The 22,012-nt window shown below is 67.7% G+C and carries 21 protein-coding genes and 1 tRNA gene; 16 read left to right on the top strand and 6 right to left on the bottom strand.

The window, feature by feature from the left end; genetic code table 11:
* The first annotated feature begins 104 nt into the window (after nucleotides 1-104).
* The 3 genes from IG194_RS15190 to IG194_RS15180 are packed head-to-tail and all read left to right on the top strand — an operon-like array spanning nucleotide 105 to nucleotide 3,479.
* Entirely contained in the window at nucleotides 105-1,385 is a 1,281-nt protein-coding gene (locus tag IG194_RS15190) for a murein hydrolase activator EnvC family protein (RefSeq protein WP_058488112.1), read from the top strand.
* A 27-nt stretch (nucleotides 1,386-1,412) separates the two neighbouring features.
* Nucleotides 1,413-2,717: a S41 family peptidase gene (locus IG194_RS15185; protein ID WP_009613824.1), complete on the top strand. Its 1,305-nt coding sequence runs from the start codon at nucleotides 1,413-1,415 to the stop codon at nucleotides 2,715-2,717.
* A 3-nt stretch (nucleotides 2,718-2,720) separates the two neighbouring features.
* Nucleotides 2,721-3,479: a divergent polysaccharide deacetylase family protein gene (locus IG194_RS15180; RefSeq protein ID WP_058488111.1), complete on the top strand. Its 759-nt coding sequence runs from the start codon at nucleotides 2,721-2,723 to the stop codon at nucleotides 3,477-3,479.
* 327 nt (nucleotides 3,480-3,806) lie between these two features.
* On the opposite strand, the gene IG194_RS15175 is transcribed toward IG194_RS15180, so the two are convergent.
* The 6 genes from IG194_RS15175 to hisB all read right to left on the bottom strand — a co-directional run bounded on the left by IG194_RS15175 (nucleotide 3,807) and on the right by hisB (nucleotide 8,604).
* Entirely contained in the window at nucleotides 3,807-4,565 is a 759-nt protein-coding gene (locus IG194_RS15175) for a substrate-binding periplasmic protein (protein ID WP_043269104.1), read from the bottom strand.
* A 148-nt stretch (nucleotides 4,566-4,713) separates the two neighbouring features.
* The gene (locus IG194_RS15170) at nucleotides 4,714-5,460 is read right to left on the bottom strand and encodes a substrate-binding periplasmic protein (RefSeq protein WP_058488110.1); all 747 of its coding nucleotides are present in this window, start codon (nucleotides 5,458-5,460) and stop codon (nucleotides 4,714-4,716) included.
* 183 nt (nucleotides 5,461-5,643) lie between these two features.
* Complete coding sequence (hisF, locus tag IG194_RS15165; RefSeq protein WP_009613829.1) at nucleotides 5,644-6,414, bottom strand: imidazole glycerol phosphate synthase subunit HisF; 771 nt, start codon at nucleotides 6,412-6,414, stop codon at nucleotides 5,644-5,646.
* 98 nt (nucleotides 6,415-6,512) lie between these two features.
* Nucleotides 6,513-7,256, bottom strand: coding sequence for a 1-(5-phosphoribosyl)-5-[(5-phosphoribosylamino)methylideneamino]imidazole-4-carboxamide isomerase (gene hisA, locus IG194_RS15160; protein ID WP_009613830.1), 744 nt, complete (start codon nucleotides 7,254-7,256; stop codon nucleotides 6,513-6,515).
* A gap of 116 nt (nucleotides 7,257-7,372) precedes the next feature.
* Nucleotides 7,373-8,011, bottom strand: coding sequence for an imidazole glycerol phosphate synthase subunit HisH (gene hisH, locus IG194_RS15155; RefSeq protein WP_058070789.1), 639 nt, complete (start codon nucleotides 8,009-8,011; stop codon nucleotides 7,373-7,375).
* The gene (gene hisB / locus IG194_RS15150) at nucleotides 8,011-8,604 is read right to left on the bottom strand and encodes an imidazoleglycerol-phosphate dehydratase HisB (protein ID WP_043256084.1); all 594 of its coding nucleotides are present in this window, start codon (nucleotides 8,602-8,604) and stop codon (nucleotides 8,011-8,013) included. The genes hisH and hisB overlap by 1 nt, the downstream gene beginning before the upstream one ends.
* A gap of 151 nt (nucleotides 8,605-8,755) precedes the next feature.
* On the opposite strand from hisB, the gene IG194_RS15145 reads away from it, so the two are divergent.
* The 13 genes from IG194_RS15145 to IG194_RS15085 all read left to right on the top strand — a co-directional run bounded on the left by IG194_RS15145 (nucleotide 8,756) and on the right by IG194_RS15085 (nucleotide 22,011).
* Entirely contained in the window at nucleotides 8,756-9,163 is a 408-nt protein-coding gene (locus IG194_RS15145) for an acetyl-CoA sensor PanZ family protein (protein ID WP_043268346.1), read from the top strand.
* Entirely contained in the window at nucleotides 9,160-10,260 is a 1,101-nt protein-coding gene (locus IG194_RS15140) for an NAD(P)/FAD-dependent oxidoreductase (RefSeq protein ID WP_058488109.1), read from the top strand. The genes IG194_RS15145 and IG194_RS15140 overlap by 4 nt, the downstream gene beginning before the upstream one ends.
* A gap of 62 nt (nucleotides 10,261-10,322) precedes the next feature.
* Nucleotides 10,323-12,560, top strand: coding sequence for an AsmA family protein (locus IG194_RS15135; RefSeq protein ID WP_058488108.1), 2,238 nt, complete (start codon nucleotides 10,323-10,325; stop codon nucleotides 12,558-12,560).
* Nucleotides 12,557-13,624: an A/G-specific adenine glycosylase gene (gene mutY, locus IG194_RS15130; protein ID WP_058488107.1), complete on the top strand. Its 1,068-nt coding sequence runs from the start codon at nucleotides 12,557-12,559 to the stop codon at nucleotides 13,622-13,624. The genes IG194_RS15135 and mutY overlap by 4 nt, the downstream gene beginning before the upstream one ends.
* Nucleotides 13,621-13,893, top strand: a complete 273-nt coding sequence (locus IG194_RS15125) for an oxidative damage protection protein (protein ID WP_009613840.1) — start codon at nucleotides 13,621-13,623, stop codon at nucleotides 13,891-13,893. Before mutY ends, IG194_RS15125 begins: the two co-directional genes overlap by 4 nt.
* Before the next feature lie 77 nt (nucleotides 13,894-13,970).
* Nucleotides 13,971-14,046: transfer RNA gene (locus tag IG194_RS15120), tRNA-Phe, on the top strand.
* Between the two features lie 231 nt (nucleotides 14,047-14,277).
* Nucleotides 14,278-16,587 carry an LTA synthase family protein gene (locus IG194_RS15115; RefSeq protein ID WP_412535998.1) on the top strand — a complete coding sequence of 770 codons (2,310 nt, stop codon included), beginning with the start codon at nucleotides 14,278-14,280 and terminating at the stop codon, nucleotides 16,585-16,587.
* A 291-nt stretch (nucleotides 16,588-16,878) separates the two neighbouring features.
* On the top strand, nucleotides 16,879-17,652 hold the full coding sequence (locus IG194_RS15110; protein ID WP_043268338.1) for an ABC transporter ATP-binding protein: 774 nt from the start codon (nucleotides 16,879-16,881) through the stop codon (nucleotides 17,650-17,652).
* Between the two features lie 14 nt (nucleotides 17,653-17,666).
* Nucleotides 17,667-18,419, top strand: coding sequence for an ABC transporter substrate-binding protein (locus IG194_RS15105; RefSeq protein WP_058488106.1), 753 nt, complete (start codon nucleotides 17,667-17,669; stop codon nucleotides 18,417-18,419).
* Nucleotides 18,420-18,473: 54 nt separating this feature from the next.
* Nucleotides 18,474-19,169, top strand: a complete 696-nt coding sequence (locus tag IG194_RS15100; protein WP_058488105.1) for an ABC transporter permease — start codon at nucleotides 18,474-18,476, stop codon at nucleotides 19,167-19,169.
* Nucleotides 19,166-19,858 carry an ABC transporter permease gene (locus IG194_RS15095; protein ID WP_009613854.1) on the top strand — a complete coding sequence of 231 codons (693 nt, stop codon included), beginning with the start codon at nucleotides 19,166-19,168 and terminating at the stop codon, nucleotides 19,856-19,858. The genes IG194_RS15100 and IG194_RS15095 overlap by 4 nt, the downstream gene beginning before the upstream one ends.
* Before the next feature lie 68 nt (nucleotides 19,859-19,926).
* Nucleotides 19,927-21,138 (top strand): methyltransferase, encoded by a 1,212-nt coding sequence (locus tag IG194_RS15090; RefSeq protein WP_058488104.1) that lies wholly within the window; start codon nucleotides 19,927-19,929, stop codon nucleotides 21,136-21,138.
* A gap of 402 nt (nucleotides 21,139-21,540) precedes the next feature.
* Complete coding sequence (locus IG194_RS15085; RefSeq protein WP_058488103.1) at nucleotides 21,541-22,011, top strand: MarR family winged helix-turn-helix transcriptional regulator; 471 nt, start codon at nucleotides 21,541-21,543, stop codon at nucleotides 22,009-22,011.
* Nucleotide 22,012: the final 1 nt, after the last annotated feature.

The following is a 22,012-nucleotide window of genomic DNA, read 5'->3' as shown; positions in this document are numbered from 1 at the left end:
TCGCGAGCTGCAGGCGGCGTGATGCTTTTCACTCGCCGCTTGCGGCTTGTAACGATTTTTTTATGCATACTAGGCCGATTCCGCCTCCAGGTGCCCGCCACCCCATGCATCGCGCCCTATCCTCCCTGCTGCTGATCTGCCTGCTGAGCCCGCTGGCGGTCGTCGCCGACGAACGCGCCGACACCCAGAAGCAGATCGAGCGGACGCAGAAAGACATCGCCGAGCTGAAGAAGACCCTCAGCGGCATCCAGGAAGAGAAATCCGGGGTGCAGAAGCAGCTCAAGTCCACCGAAACCCAGATGGGCGACCTGGAGAAGCAGGTCAAGGCGCTGCAGGAGGAGCTGGAGAAGAGCGAAAAGGAGCTCCAGCGCCTGGACGAGGAGAAAAAAAAACTCCAGGGCGCGCGCCTTGAACAGCAGCGGCTGATCGGCATCCAGGCCCGCGCCGCGTACCAGAGCGGCCGCGAGGAATACCTCAAGCTGCTGCTGAACCAGGAACATCCCGAGAAGTTCAGCCGCACCCTCACCTACTACGAGTACATCAACCGCGCGCGCCTGGAACAGCTCAACGCCTTCAACGAGACCCTGCGCCAGCTGGAGAACGTCGAGCGCGACATCACCACGCAGAAGAGCCAGCAACTGGCCCAGCAGCAGGACCTCGAGGCCCGCCGCCAGGAACTGGCCGAAGTGCGCAAGCAGCGCCAGGAAGCCCTGGCCAAGCTCAACAGCGACTACAGCGACAGCAACCGCAAGCTGCAGGACCGCCAGCAGGCCCAGGCCGAGCTGAACAAGGTGCTCAAGACCATCGAGGAAACCCTCGCCCGCCAGGCCCGCAAAGCCGAGGAAGCGCGCCAGCGCGCCCTGGCCGCCGAACGCGAGCGCGCCCGCCGCGAACGCGAGACGGCCAGCAGCGGCGGCAGCGTGAAGCCCCGCGCGGACTACAGCGGCCCGCTGGTGTCCAGCGGCGCCGGCTTCGGCGGCGCCTTCGACGCCACCCGCGGCAAGCTGCCCTGGCCGGTCAACGGGCGCATCCTGGCGCGCTTCGGCAGCCCGCGCGGCGACGACCCGCGCGCCACCTGGGACGGCGTGCTGATCGGCGCCAGCGCAGGTGCCACGGTACGCGCCGTGCATGGTGGCAGGGTGGTGTTCGCCGACTGGCTGCGCGGCGCCGGGCTACTGGTTATCCTCGACCACGGTGGTGGATACCTGAGCCTTTATGGTCATAATCAGAGTCTGCTGAAAGGCGCCGGGGACACGGTCAAGGCCGGGGATCCCATCGCTACCGTCGGCACCAGCGGCGGGCAGGAGACTCCGGCGGTGTATTTCGCCATTCGTCATCAGGGCCGCCCGACGGACCCCACTACCTGGTGTCGCACGCAAGGATAAGCGGCGGACACGCCTTAGGAGCCAAACATGTCGCATCGCTTCCGTCTCATCACCCTGGCCCTGCTGCTCGGTATCGGGGCGGCCCAGGCCGCCGAGACACCGCCCGCCGCGCCAGCCGCGGCCAGCGGCAAGGAGGCGCCGCTGCCGCTGGACGAACTGCGGACCTTCGCCGAGGTCCTGGACCGGGTGAAGGCCGCCTACGTCGAGCCGGTGGACGACAAGACCCTGCTGGAGAACGCCATCAAGGGCATGCTCAGCAACCTCGACCCGCACTCGGCCTACCTGGACCCGGAAGAATTCGCCGAGCTGCAGGAAAGCACCAGCGGCGAGTTCGGCGGCCTGGGCATCGAGGTGGGCACCGAGGACGGCTTCATCAAGGTGGTCTCGCCGATCGACGACACCCCGGCGGCCGCGGCCGGCATCCAGCCCGGCGACCTGATCGTGCAGATCGACGGCAAGCCGACCAAGGGCCAGTCGATGAACGAGGCGGTGGACAGCATGCGCGGCAAGCCCGGCTCGTCCATCACCCTGACCATAGTGCGCGGCGGCGGCCGGCCGTTCGACGTCAGCCTCAAGCGCGCCATCATCAAGGTCAAGAGCGTCAAGACCCAGCTGCTGGAGCCGAACTACGGCTACCTGCGCATCACCCAGTTCCAGGTCAACACCGGTGACGAGGTGGTCAAGGCCCTGGCGCAGCTGAAGAAGGACAACAAGGGCAAGCTCAAGGGCCTGGTCCTGGACCTGCGCAACAACCCCGGCGGCGTGCTGCAGTCCGCGGTGGAAGTGGCCGACGCCTTCCTCACCAAGGGCCTGATCGTCTACACCAAGGGCCGCATCCCCAACTCCGAACTGCGCTTCTCCGCCGACCCGGCCGACCCCAGCGAGGGCGTGCAACTGGTGGTGCTGATCAACGGCGGCACCGCCTCGGCGGCGGAAATCGTCTCCGGCGCCCTGCAGGACCAGAAACGCGCCATCCTCATGGGCACCGACAGCTTCGGCAAGGGCTCGGTGCAGACCGTGCTGCCGCTGAACAACGACCGCGCCCTGAAGCTGACCACCGCGCTCTACTACACCCCCAACGGCCGCTCCATCCAGGCCCAGGGCATAGTCCCGGACATCGAGGTGGAACGCGCCAAGGTGACCCGCGAGCAGAGCGACTTCGAAGGCTTCAAGGAAGCCGACCTGCAGGGCCACCTGGCCAACGGCAACGGCGGCAAGGACCGTCCGACGCAGTCGGGCAAGGCGCCCCAGGCCGCCCCGCAGGACAGCGACTTCCAGCTGAGCCAGGCCCTCAGCCTGCTGAAGGGGCTCAGCGTCAGCCGCGGCAACTGACCGGTGCGCCGGGCACGGCTGCTGTTCGGCCTGTGCCTGGCCGCCCTGCTCGGCCAGGCGCAGGCCAGGCCGCTGCTGAGCGTGGTGATCGACGACCTCGGGCAGAACCTGGCGCGCGACCGCCAGGTGTTCGAACTACCGGCGGCGGTGGCCCTGGCGATCATGCCGGACACCCCGCACGCCGCCGAACTGGCCCGCGAAGCCCACCAGCGCGGGCGCACCCTGATCCTGCACCTGCCGATGGACCCGGCCGGCGGCCCCTACGCCTGGCGCCCCGACCTGCCACAGGCGGAACTCGCCCGCCGCCTGGATGCGGCGCTGGCCGCGGTGCCCTACGTGCAAGGCGTGAACAACCACGAAGGCAGCCGCATGACCGCCGACCGCGCCGGCATGGACCTGCTCATGGGCACCCTGCAGGAACGCCACCTGTTCTTCCTCGACAGCCGCACCAGCGCCGCCACAGTGGCCGCCGCCGAAGCACAGAAGCGCGGCCTGGCCAGCCTGTCCCGCGACGTTTTCCTCGACGACCGGCCGGATGAAGACAGCATCGCCCGCCAGCTGCAGAGCGGCGTGGCCCTGGCGCGCAAGCAGGGCTCGGCGCTGCTGATCGGCCACCCGCGCCCGGCCACCCTGCGGGTGCTGCTGCGCGAACTGCCGAAGCTGAAGGCGGCGGGCATCGAACTGGTGAAGCCCGACCTGCTGATCGCCGAACGCGGCAACCGCGCCATGGCGGCGCATGGCAAGGATGGCGTCTACCGCTGAACCCCGCTCGCCGGCCGCGCCTCAGCGCTTTTCGTAGGATGGGTTGAGCGAAGCGATACCCATCGCCGCGCCCGACCGAGCACCGGCCGTTGCAGGCGAGCATGGCTCGCTCCTACGAAGAGCACGCCGGTGCGGCCTGTTGCTTCTAGGCGGTTTTCTGGGTTCCCGCGAACGCGGGAACCCAATAGAACAGTTCCGAACCCACCTGTAGGAGCGCGCCCTGCGCGCGAATCGCGGGCAGGACCCGCTCCTACAATCGTGCATCCTCAGAACCGTAGGGCGGGCGCAGGAGCGGACTCCGTCCGCGATCCGGCCGACAGGCCGGCCTCAGAGGTAATTGTTGGTAACCTCGTCCACATACCCCTCGGCGCGCATCTGGTCCAGGGCCTTCTGCAGGCGCTCGACCACCTCGTCCGGAGTGTCCTTGTTCAGCGCCAGGTACAGCTGCGCCTCGTTGAAGCGCAGCACCGTCTGCAGACCGCTGACGCCCTCCTGCTTGGCCAGGTAGCGGCCCACCGGGTCGGTGGTGGCCCAGAGGTCGATCTGCCCGGTCATCAGCTTCTTCACGTTCTCCTGGTCGCGCAGGGCGTTGATCACCGGGATGCCCTGGCTCTCCAGCGCCTGGCTGACAGCGTCGTTCTTGTAGGCGCCGAGCTTGTACTTGCCGGCTTCCTTGACGTCCTTCAGCGCAGTGATCTTGCTGCCCGGCGGCGCCAGCACCACCCAGCCGGTCTTCGCCAGCGGGCCCACCCACTTGAACAGCGGCACCCGCTCGGGGGTGTAGGTGGTGGAGAACAGGCCGTAGCCGGCGCGGTCCAGGGTCAGCTTGTACAGCCGGTCCCAGGGGAAGCGCAGGCTGAGGGTGTAGCCGATGCCGGCGCGCTTGAACATCTCGCGGACGATGTCCGCGCTGATGCCGTCGATGCCTTCGTCGCGGGCGAAGTTCTTGTCGTCCACCGCCATGTTGAACGGCGGGAAGTTCTCCGTCAGCAGCACCACCTTGTAGTCGGCGGGCAGGTCGGCGCGGGCCGTGGCGGCCCCCAGCAGCAGGCCGATGAACAGCCCGCAGGTCTTGAGTTTCAGCATGGTCATACCGCTCGCTTGGTTATCGTTATGGCTAGCGGCATCCCTGCATAGTGGACGCGATTCCCGTCCTGTACACCATCCCTGGCACAGCTCCGGCCGTGGCCGGCAACACAGCGCGGCGCCGCTCCCCTCGAGCGGCGCCGACGGATCACAGGTAGCTGTTCAGTACATCGTCGACGAAGCCTTCGGCGCGCATCTTGTCCAGCGCGGCCTGCAGCTTCTGCACCACTTCGTCGGGGGTTTCCTTGTTCAGCGCCAGGTACAGCTGGTCGCTGTTGAAGCGCAGCACCGTCTTCAGGCCGCTGACGCCGACCTGCTTGGCCAGGTAGCGCCCGGCCGGGTCGCCGCTGGCCCAGAGGTCGATCTCGCCCTTTTGCAGCTTGCCGGCGTTCTCCTGGTCGCGCAGCGCCAGCGCCGGCTCGAAACCGTGCTCGGCGAGGTACTCGGCCATGGCGTCGCCCTTGTAGGCGCCCACCCGGTACTTCTTCGCCTCGTCCAGGCTCTTCAGGGCGATGGGGCTGTCGCCGCGGGCCAGCAGCACCCAGTCGTCCGGGCCGATGGGGCCGACCCACTTGAAGGCGTTTTCCCGCTCCGGCAGCCGCGCGGTGACGAAGACGCCGTAGTCCGGCTTCTCCAGCGCCAGCTTGTAGATGCGTTCCCAGGGGAAGCGCAGGGTCATGCTGTACTTGATGCCGGCGCGCTTGTACATCTCGCGGACGATGTCCACGGCGATGCCGTCGATGTTGTCTTCCTGGGCGAAGTTCTTGCCGTTGATGGCCATGTTGTAGGGCGGGAAGTTCTCCGTCAGCAGGACCATGCTGTAGTCCGGAGAGATTTCCGCATGCACTGTGCCAGCCAACAGCAGAGAGCTGGCCAGCAGGAGGCGTTTCAGCATCGCAGAACATTCCTGGTTGTAAGCGAAGGCGCAGAGCTTACCGCAAGTTTGCCATCATTCGGCCTTGCATCTTTCAGACCGCGTCACGCCCTGTAGGAAACATCGCCAGAAAGCACAAGGCCCGGCCGCCATGAGCGGGCCGGGCCCTGTCGCAAGCTGCACGCCAGCAGTGCGGCGCGCCCTTCAGCGCACCACGATGCCGCGGCTGGCCAGGTAGGCCTTGGCCTCCGGCACGCTGTACTCGCCGAAGTGGAAGATGCTCGCCGCCAGCACCGCGTCGGCCTTGCCTTCGAGGATGCCGGCCGCCAGGTGCTCCAGGTTGCCGACGCCGCCGGAAGCGATCACCGGCACGTTCACCGCCTCGCTGATGGCGCGGGTCACGCCCAGGTCGTAGCCGCTCTTCACGCCGTCCTGGTCCATGCTGGTCAGGAGGATTTCGCCGGCGCCCAGGCCTTCCATCTTCTTCGCCCACTCCACCGCATCCAGCCCGGTGGGCTTGCGCCCGCCGTGGGTGAAGATTTCCCAGCGCGGGGTTTCGCCCGGCGCCGAGACCTTCTTGGCGTCGATGGCGACCACGATGCACTGCGAGCCGAAGCGCGCAGCGGCCTCGCCGACGAACTCCGGGGTGAACACCGCGGCGGTGTTGATCGAGACCTTGTCCGCGCCGGCGTTGAGCAGGTTGCGGATGTCCTGCACGGTGCGCACGCCGCCGCCGACGGTCAGCGGGATGAACACCTGGCTGGCCATGCGCTCGACGGTGTGCAGCGTGGTGTCGCGGCCGTCGACGCTGGCGGTGATGTCGAGGAAGGTGATCTCGTCGGCGCCCTGCTCGTCGTAGCGGCGGGCGATCTCCACCGGGTCGCCGGCGTCGCGGATGTTCTCGAACTTGACGCCCTTGACCACGCGGCCGTTGTCCACGTCGAGGCAGGGGATGATGCGCTTAGCGAGGGCCATTCTGGTGTCTCCCAATCTTGAAATTCGCGGGAGGCTGAAGGCTGGAGGCTGAACGAAAAAGCGACTCGGTCACGTCCAGCCTTCAGCCTCCAGCGCTTTTATTCGTCTTTTGCCTGCCGATCGCAAAGCGCCTGGGCCTCGGCGACATCGAGGGTACCCTCGTAGATCGCCCGGCCGGTGATGGCGCCGATGATGCCCGGGGTGCGCGCGTCCAGCAGTTTCTGGATGTCGCCCAGGTTGTGGATGCCGCCGGAGGCGATCACCGGGATGCGCGTGGCGTTGGCCAGGGCGGCGGTGGCTTCGACGTTGCAGCCCTGCATCATGCCGTCCTTGGAGATGTCGGTGTAGACGATGGCGGAGACGCCGTCGGCCTCGAAGCGCTTGGCCAGGTCGATCACCTGCACTTCGCTGACCTCGGCCCAGCCGTCGGTGGCGACGAAGCCGTCCTTCGCGTCCAGGCCGACGATCACCTTGCCGGGGAAGGCGCGGCAGGCTTCGCCGACGAATTCCGGCTGCTTCACCGCCTTGGTGCCGATGATCACGTAGCTGACGCCGGCGCGCACGTAGTGCTCGATGGTCTCCAGCGAACGGATGCCGCCGCCGATCTGGATCGGCAGGTTCGGGTAGCGCTTGGCGATGGCGGTAACCACCTCGCCGTTCACCGGCTTGCCTTCGAAGGCGCCGTTGAGGTCCACCAGGTGCAGGCGGCGGCAACCACCGTCCACCCATTTGGCGGCCATGGCCACCGGGTCGTCGGAGAAGACGGTGGCGTCTTCCATCAGGCCCTGGCGCAGGCGCACGCAGGCGCCGTCCTTCAGATCGATTGCGGGGATGATCAACATTCGGATGCTTCCTGAAAGATCGACAAAATAATTTCGCTGAAGGCTAGAGGCTGGACGAAAAAGCGCCTCGCACATCGTTCAACCTTCGGCTTCCAGCCTCGCGCGCAGCGCCGTCTTCACCAGCGGCCGTCCCAGGCGGCGAAGTTCTGCAGCAGCTGCAGGCCGTGGGTGTGGCTCTTCTCCGGGTGGAACTGCACGGCGAAGCGCGGGCCCTCGGCCAGCGCGGCGGCGAAGTCGCGGCCATAGTGGCCGCGGCCGGCGACCTGGCGCGGGTTGCCCGCCTCGATGTAGTAGCTGTGCACGAAGTAGAAGCGCGCTTCGTCGGGGATTTCGTGCCACAGCGGGTGGTCGAGGCTCTGTTTGACCTGGTTCCAGCCCATGTGCGGCACCTTCAGGTGCTCGCCGTCCTCGTACAGGTCCTTGCCGAAGAAGCGCACCTGGCCGGGGAACAGGCCGATGCAGTCGACGCCGCCGTTCTCCTCGCTGTGTTCCAGCAGCGCCTGCATGCCGACGCAGATGCCGAGGAAGGGGCGGTCCTGGCTGACTTCACGCACCAGCGCGTCGAAGCCCAGGCGCCTGATCTCGGCCATACAGTCGCGGATGGCGCCCACGCCGGGGAACACCACGCGGTCGGCCTCGCGGATCACCGCGGCGTCGCTGGTCACCAGCACGCGGCCGGCGCCCACGCGCTCCAGCGCCTTGGACACCGAGTGCAGGTTGCCCATGCCGTAGTCGATGACGGCGACCGTCTGCATTACAGGCACCCCTTGGTCGACGGCATCTGCCCGGCCATGCGCTCGTCCAGCTCGATGGCCATGCGCAGGGCGCGGCCGAAGGCCTTGAACACCGTCTCGATCTGGTGGTGGGTGTTGTGCCCGCGCAGGTTGTCGATGTGCAGGGTCACCTGGGCGTGGTTGACGAAGCCCTGGAAGAACTCCATGAACAGGTCGACGTCGAAGCCGCCGACGCTGGCGCGGGTGAAGGGCACGTGCATCTGCAGGCCGGGGCGGCCGGAGAAGTCGATCACCACGCGCGACAGCGCCTCGTCCAGCGGCACGTAGGCATGGCCGTAGCGGCGGATGCCCTTCTTGTCGCCGATAGCCTTGGCGAAGGCCTGGCCGAGAGTGATGCCGATGTCTTCGACGGTGTGGTGGTCGTCGATGTGCAGGTCGCCCTTGCACTCGATGTCCAGGTCGATCAGGCCATGGCGGGCGATCTGGTCCATCATGTGCTCGAGGAAGGGCACCCCGGTATCGAAGCGGGCCTTGCCCGTGCCATCCAGGTCGATGGACACCTTGATCTGGGTTTCCAGGGTGTCGCGCGCGACGGTTGCCTTGCGTTCGGCCATCACCAGCTCCACAGCTAACACTGCACTTGATTATAAGAGGGCCCGCATTATAGGCGCGGCGGGCCCCGCAGGGCTACGGGCGACGGTCGGCGGCGCTGGCCGCGGGGCGCCGCTTGTCCGTAAACTGCGCATCCCCGCCGAGGATGCCGCCATGCCCGTGATCGTCGAACACCTTGCCCAGCCCTCCGCCCAGGACCGCCAGGACCTGGCCCGGCTCTACGCCGAGGCGCCGGCCTGGCTGCTCGCGCCCTTCGCCGACGGCGAGGCCCTGGTGGACGCCGCGCTGGCCGCGGGCACGCTGCTGACCGGGCGCTTCAACGACCGCCTGCTGGGCGCCGCCTGGCTGCAGCGCGATGCCGACGCCTGGCGCCTCTCGCGCCTGTGCGTGCGCCGCGTCACCCGCGGCCGCGGCGTGGCCCGCCGGCTGCTGGAGGAAGCCCAGCGCCAAGCGGTGCTCGCCGGCTGCCCGCTGCGCCTGCTGGCCCCGGCCGGGCAGGCGGAAGCGGCCGAGCTGGCCGCGCACCTGGGCCTGGCCCTGGAAACCGCGGAGGCACCGTGAACGACATCGACATCCTGGTCATAGGCGCCGGCGCGATCGGCCTGGCCTGCGCCGCGCGCCTGGCCGCCTCCGGGCGCAGCGTGCTGATCGTCGAAGCCGAGCGGCTGATCGGCAGCCACACCTCCAGCCGCAACTCCGAGGTCATCCACGCCGGCCTCTACTACCCGCCCGGCTCGCTCAAGGCCGAACTCTGCCTGGAAGGCCGCGAGCGCCTGTACGCCTGGTGCGCCAGCCACAACGTGCCGCACAGCCGCATCGGCAAGCTGCTGGTGGCCGTGGAAGACGTCGAACTGGGCAAGCTGGAAGCCCTCGCCGCCAGTGCCCAAGCCAGCGGCGTACATGACCTGCAGCCGCTGGACTCTGCCCAGCTGCACGCGCTGGAGCCGGCGGTGCGCGGCGTGGCCGCCCTGCTCTCGCCGAGCACCGGGATCATCGACAGCCATGCCTACATGCTGTCGCTGCAGCACGCCGCGCAAATCCAGGGCGCGCAGCTGGTGCTGGACACCCGCATCGACCGCCTGCGCCGCGCCGCCGACGGCTGGATCGCCGAAGGCGTCAGCGTTGGCGAGCCGTTCAGCATCCAGGCCGAACAGGTGGTCAACGCCGGCGGCCTGTTCGCCCAGCAACTGGCCGCCCGCACCGAAGGCCTGGAAGGCGTGCCGCCGCTGCACCTGTGCCAGGGCCGCTACTTCACCTACGGCGGCCGTTCGCCGTTCAGCCACCTGATCTACCCGATGCCCGAGACCAACACCGCCGGCCTGGGCGTGCATGCCACCCTCGACCTCGGCGGCCAGCTGCGCTTCGGCCCGGACGTGCGCTACCTGGAGGCCATCGACTACCAGGTCGACGAAGCGCTGCGCGAGCCCTTCGCCCAGGCCATCCGCCGCTACTTCCCGGGCCTGGACGCCGAACGTCTGCAGGCCGGCTATGCCGGGATTCGTCCTAAACTGAGCGGCGCCGGGGAACCCGCTTCCGACTTCGTCATCCAAACCGCCGTGGACCACGGCCTGCCGGGCCTGGTCAACCTGTTCGGGATCGAGTCGCCGGGGCTCACCGCCAGCCTGGCCATCGCCGAACGCGTCGCCGCCGCCTGCTGAAGCGGGCGGGCGCATTGATATACTCCCGCCAATTCACCCGCCGCCAGAACAAGGACCCGTCCATGAAAGCGTTCGGCAAGATCCTGGGCATAGCCGTCCTCGCCCTGCTGCTACTGGTAGTCGCCGCCGGCTTCATCCTCACCCATTTCTTCGACCCCAACGACTACAAGGACGAGATCCGCCAGCTCGCCCGCGACAAGGCCAACCTGGAGCTGGACCTGCGCGGCGACATCGGCTGGAGCCTGTTCCCCTGGCTCGGCCTGGAGCTGCACGACACCAGCGTGGCCAGCGTGCGCAGCCCGGACAAGCCGTTCGCCGACCTGCAGCTGCTCGGCCTCTCGGTGCGGGTGCTGCCGCTGCTGCGCCGCGAAGTGCAGATGAGCGACATCCGCGTGCAGGGCCTGACCCTCACGCTGAACCGCGACAAGGCCGGCAAGGGCAACTGGGAAGACATCGGCAAGCCGGCCCAGCCCGCCGGCGCCACCCCCGCCACACCGGCCGGCCAGGCCGGCGCGCCCGCCGAAGCGCCCAAGGCTCCGGCCGAGAGCGCTTCCACGCCGATGAAGCTGGACATCGACAGCCTCAACGTCAGCGGCGCGCGCATCGACTACAGCGACGAGCAGAGCGGCAAGCAGTACACCGTCGAAGGCCTGGACCTGAACACCGGCGCCATCCGCGAAGGCAGCAGCATCCCCTTCAAGCTCAACGCCTACCTGGGCACCAACCAGCCGGTGACCCGCGCCAAGACCGAGCTGACCGGCAACCTGCGCTTCGACCGCGCGCTCAAGCGCTACCAGCTGGAAGACGCCAAGCTCTCCGGCGAACTGGCCGGCGACCAGCTGCAGGGCCGCACCGCGACCTTCTCCGCCCAGGGCCAGCTGCTGCTCGACCAGGCCGCGCAGGTCGCAGAATGGAACGGCCTGAAGCTGTCGATCAACCAGCTGCGCGCCCTCGGCGAGCTGAAGGCGCGCAACCTCGACAAGGAGCCGCAGTTCACCGGCGGCCTGTCCATCGCCCCGTTCAACCTGCGCGAATTCCTCGACGGCCTCGGCCAGAAACTGCCGGAGATGGCCGACGGCAACACCCTGACCAAGCTGGAACTGGCCGCGCGCCTGGACGGCAGCCGCAACGCCGTCAACCTCAGCGACATCCAGCTCAAGCTCGACGACAGCAGCTTCAGCGGCAGCCTGGGCCTGGCCGACATCGCCAAGCAGGCCGTGCGCGCCCAGCTCAGCGGCGACAAGCTGAACCTCGACCGCTACCTGCCGGCCAAGGCCGCCAAAGGCGCCGAGGCAGCCAGCGCCAGCCGCAAGGCGGAAGTCGACGCCACCGTCGCCAGCGCCACCGGCAAGGGCGACAGCCCGCTACCCAACGCCCCCACCCAGCAGGCCTGGAGCGATGCGCCCATGCTGCCGCTGGCCAAGCTGCGCACGCTGGACCTGGACCTCAACCTGAACCTCGGCCAGCTCACCCTCGACAAGCTGCCGATCGAGAACGCCGTGCTCAAGCTGCGCGGGCAGAACGGCCAGTTCACGCTCGACGATATGCGCGGCGAGCTCTACGACGGCCGCTTCAACGCCAAGGCCAGCCTCGACGTGCGCCAGGACGTGGCGCTGCTGGCGGCGCAGAAGCACATCGAAGGCGTGCCGGTGGAAAAACTCCTCCAGGCCCAGGGCCAGAAGCCGCCGGTCACCGGCCTGCTGAACCTGGACGCGGACATCACCACCCAGGGCAACAGCCAGAAGGCCTGGATCGACAACCTCAACGGCAAGGCCAACTTCAAGCTGAGCAAGGGCGTGCTGCTCAACGCCAACCTCGAAGAGCAGCTGTGCCGCGGCATCGCCACCCTCAACCGGAAGAGCCTGAGCGCCGAGCACGGCGGCAAGGACACGCCCTTCCGCGAACTCAACGGCAGCCTGACCTTCCACAACGGCGTGGCCAGCAACCCCGACCTGCGCGTCGCGGTGCCCGGCCTGACGGTGAAGGGCGACGGCGACCTCGACCTGCGCGTACTGGGCATGGACTACCGCGTCGGCGTGATCATCGAAGGCGACAAGAGCGACATGCCCGACCCGGCCTGCGAGGTGAACAAGCGCTACGTCGGCATCGAATGGCCGCTGCGCTGCCGCGGCCCGCTGGAACTGGGCGCCAAGGCCTGCCGCCTGGACCAGGACGGCATCGGCCGCATCGCCGGGCAACTGGCCGGCCAGCGCCTGAACGAGAAACTCGAAGAGAAATTCGGCGACAAGGTCAGCCCCGACCTGAAGGACGCCCTGAAGAACCTGCTGAAGAAGAAATGACCCCCGAACGCTTCAATACCGCGGTCCTCGACTGGTACGACCGCCACGGCCGCCATGACCTGCCCTGGCAGCGCGACATCAACCCCTACCGGGTGTGGGTGTCGGAAATCATGCTGCAGCAGACCCAGGTGAGCACCGTGCTGGGCTACTTCGACCGCTTCATGGCGGCGTTGCCCACGGTCGCCGACCTGGCCGCTGCGCCCGAGGACGAAGTCCTGCACCTGTGGACCGGGCTGGGCTACTACACCCGCGCGCGCAACCTGCAGAAGACCGCGAAGATGGTGATGGAGCGCCATGGCGGCGAATTCCCCCGCGACCTCGAGCAGCTCACCGAGCTGCCCGGCATCGGCCGCTCCACCGCCGGGGCCATCGCCAGCATTTCCATGGGCCTGCGCGCGCCCATCCTCGACGGCAACGTCAAGCGCGTGCTGGCCCGCTACCTGGCCTGCGACGGCTACCCGGGCGAGCCCAGGGTGGCGAAACAGCTGTGGGAAGCGGCGGAACGCTTCACCCCGCACGCGCGGGTCAACCACTACACCCAGGCGATGATGGACCTGGGCGCCACCCTCTGCACCCGCAGCAAGCCCAGCTGCCTGCTGTGCCCATTGAGCGAGGGCTGCCGCGCCCACCTGCTCGGCCGCGAAAGCGCCTACCCGGTGCCCAAGCCGCGCAAGGAGCTGCCGCAGCGGCGCACGCTGATGCCGATCCTGGCCAACCGCGAAGGCGCCATCCTGCTCTACCGCCGTCCGTCCACCGGCCTGTGGGGCGGCCTGTGGAGCTTCCCGGAACTGGACGACCTCGCCCAGCTCGACCCGCTCGCCGCACAGCACGCCCTGCGCCTGGGGCAGCGCCACGAACTGCCCGGCCTGACCCATACCTTCAGCCACTTCCAGCTGGCCATCGAGCCCTGGCTGGTGCGCGTGGAAGACGCAGCCAGCGGCGTGGCCGAGGGCGACTGGCTCTGGTATAACCTGGCCACCCCGCCGCGGCTCGGTCTCGCGGCCCCGGTCAAGAAGCTGCTCAAGCGGGCAGCCGACGCGTTGAATGCAGGAGAGATGACATGAGCCGAATGGTGATGTGCCGCAAGTACAAAGAACAGCTGCCCGGCCTCGATCGCCCGCCCTACCCCGGCGCCAAGGGCCAGGACATCTACGAGCACGTGTCGAAGCAGGCCTGGGACGAGTGGCAGAAGCACCAGACCATGCTGATCAACGAGCGCCGGCTGAACATGATGAACGCCGAGGACCGCAAGTTCCTCCAGGGCGAGATGGACAAGTTCCTCTCCGGCGAGGAATACGCCCAGGCCGACGGCTACGTCCCGCCGAGCGCGTAAGCTCCGGTATTAACTGAAAATTTTTTCGCGGCACGCTTGACACCCCTTCGGAAAACCCTTTTAATGCGCGCCACGTTGCCCAGGTAGCTCAGTTGGTAGAGCAGGGGATTGAAAATCCCCGTGTCGGCGGTTCGATTCCGTCCCTGGGCACCAAGACTCCGAAAGGCCCCTGCGTTCTCCAGAACCAGGGGCCTTTTGCATTCTTGCCCTCAGCCGATCACGGCCGCGCTTCCGCCACTGGTCGCCCGCCCGGCGAAACTCCGCTGATTTCCGTTGTCTACTGGCGCGTAGCACAAGGTTTTTTCAGAATGATGACATTCCGGATGATTTCCGCCCGAGGGATGGGATACTTTCAGGCCCTCGATGCCTGAAAAGGGAGTGCTCGTGCATCCTCTAAAACGCTGGTGGCAACAACGCGGCAACCTCGCGACGCTTGCCATCCTGTTCCTGGCGATCCCGCTGGCTAGCCGCCACGCCTTTGGCTGGGGCAACCTCTATGGCTACCTTTCGGATCTGGCCATCGGCAGCCTGCTGGTCCTGCTGCTGCACCGCCTGCGCCTGTTCGTAGCCCTGCCGATCATGCTGCTGTGGGCGCTGATGACGATCGGCAACGCCGAGCTGGTCAGCGCCGTGGGCCGCATGCCCGATCCCAGCGACCTGCACTTCCTCGCCGACCCGACCTTCGTCGGCAACTCCACCCAGGGCGGCGGCATCGCCCACCCGTGGCTGGCCGGCGCGCTGCTCGGCGCCATCGCGCTCTGCGCACTGCTCTGGCGGCGCCACGAACAGCGCCTGTCGCGCTTCGCCTATGCCGCGCCGGTGGCCCTGCTGGGCGCCCACTTCGGCTTGCAGTACGTGATCCCCAACGACGTCGACGTGTGGAAGCAGTTCAACCTGCCGCACCGCCTGCTGGCCGGCGTCGCCAGCCAGGGCCAGCTCGCCGCCGAGGACTGGCTGGCCGGCGACCAGGGCGACACCCCGCCCGACGTCACCGGGCTGACCCAGCTCGACCTCTCCGGCACCCCGCTGCTGTCCGGCCCGGGCACGGCGAAGAACGTGCTGATCATCACCATGGAAGGCATTCCCGGCGCCTACGTGGCGACCAACCGCGCGGCGCTGAGCAGCAGCTACGAAGAATCCATGATGCCCAGGCTCAGCGCCTGGGCCGAACGCTCGATGACCACCCCGGACTACGTGGTGCACAGCCACCAGACCATCCGCGGCCTCTATGCCCTGCTCTGCGGCGACTACAGCAAGCTGGACAACGGCACGCCCAAGGGCGTCGAGCTGCTGTCCAACCCCGGCCGCGCCGCCGAGTGCCTGCCGGCGCAGCTGCGCCAGCACGGCTTCAGCACCCACTTCCTGCAGGGCGCCGGCCTGCGCTTCATGGCCAAGGACAAGGTGATGCCGGCCATGGGCTTCGACAAGACACTCGGCCGCGACTGGTTCAAGAAGAAGCCCTACCTGGAGTTCGCCTGGGGCATGGACGACAAGGCCTTCTTCGAGGGCGCGCTGGACTACGTCGGCGAGCTGCGCAAGAACAAGAAGCCGTGGATGCTCACCCTGCTCACCGTCGGCACCCACCAGCCCTACTCGGCCACCCCGGAATACCTGGCCAAGTACCCCACCCCGCGCCAGGCCGCGGTGGGCTACCTGGATGACGCGGTCGACGCCTTCCTCGCCGGCCTGGAAAAACAGGGCGTGCTCAAGGACACCCTGGTGATCGTCACCTCCGACGAATCCCACGGCATCGACAACGTGCGCCTGGCCTCGTCCTGGGGCCTGAACCTGGTGCTGGCCCCCGAGCAGGCGGCGCTGCCGCCAGTGAAGAGCGGCGTCTACGGCCACGTCGACATGGACGCCTCGATCCTCGACTACTTCGGCTTCACCCCGCCGAAGGACGTTTCCGGCCGCTCGCTGTTCCGCGAGTACGACAAGGGTCGCGAGATGGTCTCCTTCACCAACGGTATGCTGCGCTTCCACGACGGCAAGCAGACCTTCACCGAATGCGACTTCCAGCAGGTCTGCCGGCGCTACAAGAGCGATGGCTTCATCGCCGACAGCGCCCAGTTCGTCGGCCGCTTCAGCGGCCGCGATGCGCGCCTGGTCGCCGCCCGCGCGGGCATCCTGGATCATTCGGTGATCGGTAACCCGATGGGCCGCGAATACCAGTTCGCCACCCAGGAGAAGATCCGCATCAAGCCGCAGGTCACCAACGAGTACACCGACAACCTGATCGGCGCCCAGTACCTGGAGTTCCCGGCCGACAGCCACACCACCGTGAGCCTGAAGATCCGCGCCCTGCAGATGGACAAGGCCGGTGCCAGGGTGCAGCTGAAGACCCGCGAGTTCGAACGCCCGGTGAACCTGCCGATCCCCGAGTTCCCGCGGCTGACCCGCGACAAGCCGCTGGAGGTGACCTTCGGCTTCGACAACGAGCGGGCGCGCAAGGCCTTCTCCTTCCACCTGCTGGCCGAAGGCAAGGGCATCATCGAGATCACCGATTTCCACGTGCAGACGCAGCCGCGCAAATCCACCATCGACGCCAGCGAGCATCCCACCCGCCTGGCCGGCGGCAGCGTGCTGCCCGGCCCGCGCATCGGCGGTCGTCCGGCGCTGATGGCCGGCCAGCTCGACCAGCTCGACGAAGAGAGCCGCGACAACACCCGCGGCGAGCAGCAGATCACCCAGTGAGCCCGGGCCTCGACCAACGTCGGGGCCTGTGGTCTTTTCCCCCGCCGGCGAAGCTGGCACTATCGCGCCCCTCGTTTCGCCAGCCCCCTCGCCAGGCTTCCGGCACCCCGGTGTTCAGCCCAGGCGACAAGGCACTGCGGCAATGCGACAAGATGCCACCATCCAGGCCCGGCGCGGCCCCCGGACGCTTGGCGCCCCCCGGGTCGCGTGATAGCTTGCGTTCGCCAGGAAGGCCCTACCCCCTGCCGCGGCGCGCCGCGAAGCATCCGAACAACAATAGAGGAGCCCCCAATGGCCGAGGCCATACCCGCACTGGAAATCCGTAACCTGCACAAGCGTTACGGCGACCTGGAAGTGCTCAAGGGCATTTCCCTGACCGCCCGCGAAGGCGACGTGATCTCCATTCTCGGCTCCTCGGGCTCCGGCAAGTCGACCTTCCTGCGCTGCATCAACCTGCTGGAAAACCCGCACCAGGGCCAGATCATCGTCGCCGGCGAAGAGCTGAAGCTGAAGAAGGCCAAGGACGGGGCGCTGGTCGCCGCCGACAACCGCCAGATCAACCGCCTGCGCAGCGAACTGGGCTTCGTCTTCCAGAACTTCAACCTCTGGCCGCACATGAGCATCCTCGACAACATCATCGAGGCGCCGCGCCGCGTGCTGGGCAAGAGCCGCGCCGAAGCCATCGAGATCGCCGAGGCCCTGCTGGCCAAGGTCGGCATCGCCGACAAGCGCCACAGCTTCCCCGCGCAGCTCTCCGGCGGCCAGCAGCAGCGTGCGGCCATTGCCCGCACCCTGGCCATGCAGCCCAAGGTCATACTGTTCGACGAGCCCACTTCCGCACTGGACCCGGAGATGGTCCAGGAAGTGCTCAACGTGATCCGCGCGCTGGCCGAGGAAGGCCGCACCATGCTGCTGGTCACCCACGAAATGAATTTCGCCCGCCAGGTTTCCAGCGAGGTGGTGTTCCTCCACCAGGGCCTGGTCGAGGAACAGGGTTCCCCCGAGCAGGTCTTCGGGAACCCGCAGTCCGCGCGCTGCAAGCAGTTCATGTCCAGCCACCGCTAACGGAGCAACTTTGCATGAAGAACTATAAGAAGATCCTTCTGGCCGCTGCCGCCACCCTGGCCTTCGGCGCCCACGCGGTCGCCGCCGAGAAGCTGCGCATCGGCACCGAAGGCGCCTACCCGCCCTTCAACGGCATCGACGCCAGCGGCCAGGTGGTCGGCTTCGACCTCGACGTCGGCAAGGCCCTGTGCGCCAAGATGAAGGTCGAGTGCGAGGTGGTCACCTCCGACTGGGACGGCATCATCCCGGCGCTGAACGCCAAGAAGTTCGACTTCATCGTCGCCTCCATGTCGATCACCGACGAGCGCAAGCAGGCGGTGGACTTCACCAACCCCTACTACACCAACAAGCTGCAGTTCGTGGCGCCCAGGTCGGTGGACTTCAAGACCGACAAGGGCTACCTGAAGGGCAAGGTGATCGGCGCCCAGCGCGCGACCATCGCCGGCACCTGGCTTGAGGACAACATGTCCGACACCGTCACCATCAAGCTCTACGACACCCAGGAAAACGCCTACCTGGACCTGTCCTCGGGCCGCCTGGACGGCGTGCTGGCCGACAAGTTCGTGCAGTACGACTGGCTCAAGAGCGACGCCGGCAAGGACTTCGAGTTCAAGGGCGAGCCGGTGTTCGACAACGACAAGATCGGCATCGCCGTGCGCAAGGGCGACCCGCTGCGTGACAAGCTGAACGCCGCCCTGAAGGAAATCGTCGACGACGGCACCTACAAGAAGATCAACGACAAGTACTTCCCCTTCAGCATCTACTGATGCCAGCCCGGCGCGCCCTGTGACCCAGGGCGCGCCCCTTCAGGCGCGATCCCCATGATTTTCGACCTGCACGGTTTCGGCCCGCAGCTGGCGGCCGGCACCCTGATGACGCTCAAGCTGTCCCTGGCCGCGGTCTGCCTCGGCCTGATCCTCGGGCTGCTCGGCGCCATCGCCAAGACCTCGAAGAATGCCTTGCTGCGCATGCTCGGCGGCGCCTACACCACCCTGGTGCGCGGCGTGCCGGAAACCCTCTGGGTGCTGATGATCTATTTCGGCACCGTGGCCGGGCTGAACGCCGTGGGCGACCTGTTCGGCAAGCCCGACCTGGCCCTGAGCCCCTTCGCCGCCGGCACCTGCGCCCTGGGCCTGTGCTTCGGCGCCTACGCCACCGAAGTCTTCCGCGGCGCCCTGCTGGCCGTGCCCAAGGGCCACCGCGAGGCCGGCCAGGCGCTGGGCCTGTCCGCCCCGCGGATCTTCTGGCGCATCGTCCTGCCGCAGGTGTGGCGCGTGGCCCTGCCTGGCCTGGGCAACCTGTACCTGATCCTGCTCAAGGACACCGCCCTGGTCTCGCTGATCACCCTCGACGAGATCATGCGCAAAGCCCAGGTCGCCTCCAACGCGACCAAGGAGCCGTTCACCTTCTACATGACCGCCGCGCTGATCTACCTGGGCCTGACCGTGTTCGTCATGGCCGCACTGCACTTCCTGGAGCGCCGCGCCGGCCGCGGTTTCGTGAGGAACGAGCTATGACCGACATGGAGCTGATCCTCAAGTGGCTGCCGAAGATGCTCCAGGGCGCCGGGCTGACCCTCGAGCTGCTGGCCTTCGCCGTGGTCGCCGGCCTGGCCCTGGCCGTGCCGCTGGGCATCGCCCGCGCCTCGCGGCACTGGTACGTGCGCGCGCTGCCCTACACCTACATCTTCTTCTTCCGCGGCACCCCGCTGCTGCTGCAGCTGTTCATCGTCTACTACGGCCTGGCGCAGTTCGACTCGGTGCGCCAGGGCCCGCTCTGGCCGTACCTGCGCGACCCATACTGGTGCGCGCTGCTGACCATGACGCTGCACACCGCGGCCTACATCGCCGAGATCCTCCGCGGCGCCATCCACGCCATCCCGGTGGGTGAAGTGGAAGCCGCGCGGGCCCTGGGCATGTCGCGCCGCCAGGCACTGCTGCATATCATCCTGCCGCGCGCCGCGCGCATCGCCCTGCCGGCCTACAGCAACGAGGTGATCCTCATGCTCAAGGCCAGCGCCGTGGTCTACACCGTGACGCTGTTCGACATCATGGGCATGACCCGCACCATCATCGCCCGCACCTACGAGGCCATGCTGTTCTTCTGCCTCGCCGGGGTGTTCTACCTGGTCATCACCCTGGTCCTCACCCGCCTGTTCCGCCTCGCCGAGCGCTGGCTGCGGGTCGACTCCATGCAGGGGCGCTGACCGGCGCTTCCCGGAGGTGGCGGGGCCGCTATAATCGCCGCCCCGCCACTCATCCCCAGCGCACCGCCGTGGCCAACCGCCTCACCGACGACGTCCTGCTCCAGCGCTTCCAGGCCCTGGACGCCTTCCTGCTCGCCCACCAGGGGCTGTGGCGGCCCAAGCCCTTCACCCTGCCGGAGCTGCCCTGGGAAGCCGAACACCGGGAACTGGCCACCTGGCTGCGCGGGCGCGACCTGGAACAGGCCGACGCCGCGCACAACCAGCCCGAACGCCTGCCCGCGCCGGCGCCCTTCCCGGAGCTGGCGAACCGCGCCGCGCAACTGAGCGAAGTCGAGGACCTGCCGTCACATCCGCTGCCCAGGCTGCCGGCGCAGTTCCAGGTCGACGTGCCCGGGCGCAAATGGCAGCAGATCGAAGCCTTCGCCAGCCGCCTGGACTTCGCCACGCCCTCCGTGCAGTGGCTGGACTGGTGCGCCGGCAAGGGCCACCTCGGGCGCCTGCTGGCCCATGGCGGGCAGCCGCTGCTGAGCCTGGAGCGCGACCTCGCGCTGGTCGACGACGGCCAGCGCCTGAGCGACCGCCTGGGCCTGCGCGCCATGCACGTCGAGCAGGACGTGCTCGCCGAAGGCGCCGCCCGCTACCTGCAGCCCGGCCAGACCGCCGTGGCGCTGCACGCCTGCGGCGACCTGCACGTCCAGTTGCTGCGCCTGGCGGCAAGTAAGCGCTGCCGGCAACTGGCGGTGGCGCCCTGCTGCTACAACCGCATCGCCAGCGAGCACTACCAGCCGTTATCCACAGCCGCGGGCGCTTCCCGCCTGAAGCTGGATCAGGACGACCTGCGCCTACCGCTCGCCGAGACGGTCACCGCCGGCACCCGGATACGGCGCCAGCGCGACAACTCCATGGCCCGGCGCCTGGCCTTCGACCTGCTGCAGCGCGAGCTGCGCGGCGAGGACAGCTACCTGCCGGTGCCCTCGGTGCCCGCCGACTGGCTGCACAAACCCTTCGCCGACTACTGCCGCGACCTGGCCGCGCTCAAGGGCCTGCCCCGCCCCGCCGAGCGTGACTGGAGCGCGCTGGAGGCCCAAGGCTGGCGGCGCCTGGCCGAGGTGCGCAATCTCGAACTGGTGCGCGGCCTGTTCCGCCGCCCGCTGGAACTCTGGCTGCTGCTCGACCGCGCGCTGTTCCTCGTCGAACAGGGCTACCGGGTGCGCCTGGGGCGCTTCTGCGCCAGCCAGGTCACGCCGCGAAACCTGCTCATTCTCGCCGAGCACGTCTAGTACGAGCGTTCCAGAGAGAAGCCCACAGAACCTGTGGATAACTCTGTTGAGAACACTGGGAAAATCGCTCACGCGGCCCGCTGCTGGCCTGTCGGCGCGGCTCTGTTCGAATTTTGAACAGACCATATAATTTCTTTTAAAAACATACTCTTAGGGAAAAACTGAAAAACGCTGAGGCTTTTTTAGCACTAGCCGCCAAGCCATGCCCCGGCATTGTGCATAAGCACTGCTGCCGGGGCCGCGTCGCACACCGAGCGGGCACATCCTGTTTCGCGGAACGCTCGCATAGTGCTTTCAGGAACGGATTGTTGCCCATTTGCAACAATCCGCTATTTGTCATTAGCTGCCTAGGCAGTATTATTTCGAAACAGATTTCCTGCCTAGACAGTTATTAGCCTTGCCATGGATCACTACCGCGTCACGGACTTCCCGTTCAGGGGCTCGATCGGCCAGTTCCTGGGGCTGGCGGCCATCCTCAAGGACCGCCTGCTGGACAAGCATCTGATCCACCTGGACATCACCGCCGCGCAATTCAAGGTACTGTTCTTCATCGGCCAGAACCGCGCCAACACCCCGGGCGAGCTGTGCCGCGAGCTGTCCATCGACAGCGGCTCGATGACGCGCATGCTCGATCGCCTGGCGAAGAAAGACCTGCTGCTGCGCCAGCCCTGCCCCAACGACCGGCGCAGCGTGCGCCTGCAGCTCAGCCCCGCCGGCGAGGCGGTGAACGCCCAGGCGCCACAGATCGCCGTGCGGGCGATGAACGAACTGGTCGGCTGCCTCAGCCCCGAGGAACTGCTGACTCTCACCCGGCTGCTGGACAAGATCCTCGCCAGCCATGGCGTCGCGCCCGGCGCGACCCAGGAGAAGTAGG

The organism is Pseudomonas sp. ADPe (assembly GCF_014843515.1).
Lineage (GTDB): Bacteria > Pseudomonadota > Gammaproteobacteria > Pseudomonadales > Pseudomonadaceae > Pseudomonas > Pseudomonas citronellolis.
Note: the sequence above shows the minus strand (reverse complement) of the source record. Positions and strands in the feature narration are given on the sequence as shown.